This window comes from Gammaproteobacteria bacterium, from assembly GCA_019911805.1.
Classification (GTDB): domain Bacteria; phylum Pseudomonadota; class Gammaproteobacteria; order Thiohalobacterales; family Thiohalobacteraceae; genus JAHJQQ01.
The window spans coordinates 1-3,574 of sequence record JAIOJV010000087.1 but is presented as its reverse complement, the minus strand read 5'-3'; the positions used below and the strand labels follow the sequence as shown (position 1 = coordinate 3,574).

Below are 3,574 nucleotides of genomic sequence, written 5' to 3'. Positions count from 1 at the left end.
GAAGCCACGTGGCGGTTCCTCATCGACTACAACGAGCACCGCGAGCACGACGCACTCAACGGCATGACACCCATCGAGTACCGCAATCTATCCGCCAGATGTTCTACTTCTGAAATGTCCGCTTGACGGGGGAGCTTACGGTGGTGCCGGTGCGGGTGTGGCTGGCCAGCCGTCCGAAGGGATCATAGCCCAGGGTGTTGACTTGGCCTGCCGCATTGGTGAACGCGGTGATGTCGCCGTTGGCATTGATGGTGTAGCTGCGGGTCAGGCCGCTGGTCGATGATTGCAGCAGGCGGTTGCTGGTGGATGCGTAGCTGTAGGCCGTCGTATTGGCCGGGCTGGTGTTGCCCGCGTTGCTGCGGTTGCCTACCGCGTCATAGCCATAGGTGGCGACGTTGCCGCCGGCCAGTGCCGCTTGGGTCAGCCTTGAGAGCGCATCGTACTGGTACTGCTGGCTCTGGTCGGCATCCACGCCATTGGTGATGGCGGTGATGCGATCTGCCGAATCGAAGCCGTAGGTCAGGCTTTGCAGCGGCAGGGTGTCGCGGGTGCTGATGCCGGTCAGGCGGCCGTCGCTGTCGTAGTTGCTCTGCCGCCACAGGCCGTTGCCGTACAGCAGGTACAGCGGCGGGCCGAAGGCTTGATAGCCATCCAGCGTGGCCACCGTGGTGGTGACGCCGCCCACCGTGGCCGTGATCGTCGCCAGATGGCCGTCGGCATAACCGTAGCCTGCGCTGATGCCGCTGGGGTAGCCGATGGTGGTCAGCCTGCCCATGCCGTCATAGGCGTAGCTGGTGGTGTCGGTGACGGTGCCGGTCTTGTCCTTGCGGGTGGCGATCTGGCCCCAGGGCGTGTAGGTGAAGCTGGCCGTGGTTCCCGTGCCGCCGGTCTTGACGGCGGTGCACAGCAGGCCTTTGCCGCCCGTGCAGGTGTCGTAGGTGAAGGTTCGAGTCTGGCTGCCGCTGGCCTGGGTCTTGAGCCGGCCCAGCGTGTCATAGGTGAAATTGGTCAGGCTCAGGTCGGCTTTCTTCGTCTGGAGCAGTTGCCCGACCGCGCTGTAGCTGAACGTGGTGGTGCCGGTGTCCGGGCTGGTCTGGCTGAGCAGATTGCCCAGGCCGTCGTAGCTGTAGCTGGTGGCGTTGTTCCGGGCATCACGCACCTGCGCGGTCTGGCCCAGCGCGGTGTACTGGATCTGCGTGGTGCCGCCCGCCGCATCGGTGATGGCCGATACTCGACGACGGCGGTCGTGGGCGTAGCTGGTGGTATTGCCCTGCGCGTCGGTGGTCTGGTTCAGATCGCCGTTGGCGTCGTAGTGGAAGGTCGTCACTTGGCCGTGTTCGCCGTGCTGCTGGCTCAGGAACCCACCCGCATCGTAGACGTAGGTGGTGCGTTGGTGGAGGTCGGTGTAGTCGAACGGAATCGGGAAGCTATGACCGCCGTCGCGTATCCCCTGGAGCAGAGACGGCATCGGGTCTATCCATCTTCCCGTATACCGCGTGCTGCGCTCGACCGTTGTCGGCTGCGAGAGCAGGTTGTAGGTGAACGTCTGTCGCTCCGTCGTCACTTCGTTGATGGTCTCCGGATCGCCGTCTTCGGAGGCATAGCTCTTGTACACCGACGTCACGCGCCCATACACGTCATAGCCGGTGTCAACCCAGTTGCCGTCCGGCAGGGTCACCCGCACCGGACGCCCTTGGGTATCGTAGGTCGTTGCTGTCACCTGCGCTGCACCATTGACCGTGCGCGCTTCGGTCAGCACCTGCCCGCGCGCGTTGTAGGTGTACTGCGTGACCGCCCCGTTGGCCGTGGTCATCTTTCCCGGCTGGCCCAGCGCGTTGTAGTTGGCGTAGGTGACGGTATGGTTCAGGCTATTCTTCACCGTCAGCAGGTTGCCGGCGGTGTCGTAGCTGTAGGTGAGGGCATCGCCACTGCCCGCCAGCGGTCCGTCCACCGTCATGCTGGCGACCATGCCGTTGGGATGCAGGGTATAGGCGTAGCTGGTGGTCAGCGTGCCGACATCGCCGCCGCCCTGATTGCTGACGGTGACGGATTGCAGCAGGCGCGCGCGGGCGTCACCGTCGGGGTAGTAGGCATAGCTGGTGGTATTCAGCGGCTGGTTGGTGCTGCTGCCATAGACCTTGATCTGGTTCAGTCGGCCCTTGCGCACGGCATCCCAGACGTATTCGGTGATCTGCTGCTGGTCGGTCTCGCCGTTCGGGCCGATCCCGGTGGTCTTGCGGGTCAGGCGGTCGTCGGCGTCGTAGACGTACTGCGTCTGCACGCCGTACTGATCTTTCTCCGAGGTCACATTGCCATGGGCGTCGTAGAACGACTCGGCCATGCTGCCTGAACAGGTGGGCGACGCGGGGCGCTCCACACCGACGATCCGGCGCGCGCCGTCGGTCTCGCTGATGTAGTAGGTCGTGGTTTGGCCGAGGGCGTTGGTGACTGCGGTGGTAGTGGGCGTATAGGCGAAGGTGCTGCGCTCCACGCCGTTTTCCAACCCCGACCAAGCCACCCGACCATCGGCCTGGTAAGCGTATCGGGAATAACGCTGGCCGTTGATGGAGATGCCGGTGAGCCGGCTGGCATCACGGGAATCTTCGTAGTGGTAGCTGCGCGTGCCCAGATCGTCCGGATAGGTGACGCTGACCAGATAGCCGGCCGCGTTGTAGCCGTAGCTGTAGACCTTGCCATTGGGCGCGGTGATGGCGCTGACCTTGCCGCCCGTCCACGCAAACGACAGCGCGCGCCCGGAGGTGTGGGTGATGGTCGCAAGCGCGCCGCTGCCGTTGTAGGCGTAGGTCAGGCCGATGCCGCGTTCGTCCTTGATGGTGAGGGGTTGCCCGGCACCATTGAATTTCCACTGCCTTCCGTCTGGAAATTCCACACGCCAGCTTGAACCGTCCCGCACGATGCTCTTGGTTTTCGACAACCATATGTCGCTCCCGGCAGGCGTGAATTTGATCGCGCTTGCGCCATCCGCAAGATAGATATTCGTCAGCGCAGTCTGTGAACAGGTGCGGGTGCTGGCCAAGGACCCGGCGCATTGGCTGCCGTCAGCGTATTCAAACACCAGCGTATGTTCAAAGTTGCCTGACCAACCTCGCCCAAGGACGCCGGGATACCCTTGGGACTTGCGGTAGGTGCGGAACACTGCAAGCACGCCCGCATCCGCAGGAAGCAGGATATCCGGCTCGAACATGAGCTTGTCGCCGGTGGGAATTTCGACCGGTCTCCCGGTTATCTCACATGAATCGGGCAAGGAGCTTTCCTTGACCGCGAGGGCGACTTCAACCTCGTTCTGGCGATCGCTACCAGCACCACCACTGCCCGGAAACAGGAAAGTATCGTTGAAACCGTTGGAAGAACTCCTGCCGAGCATGCGTTCGAAATCGGAGGCGTCTGATCCTTCTTCCCACCAGCAAGTTTTGATTGTCGTAACCTTACAGCCGATCGGTCTTCCGTCTACCGTCATCTGACAGACGTTCTCTTGATCGTATTCACATACTTGGTGAACCGCCACCGCCTGCCCACTTGCCAGCAACAAACCGAGGGTCAGCAGTCCCCCCCC

At 62.8% G+C, this 3,574-nt stretch carries 1 protein-coding gene; it reads right to left on the bottom strand.

The window, feature by feature from the left end:
* Positions 1 to 103: 103 nt before the first annotated feature.
* Complete coding sequence (locus K8I04_11090; GenBank protein MBZ0072253.1) at positions 104 to 3,385, bottom strand: DUF6531 domain-containing protein; 3,282 nt, start codon at positions 3,383 to 3,385, stop codon at positions 104 to 106.
* Positions 3,386 to 3,574 lie beyond the last annotated feature (189 nt).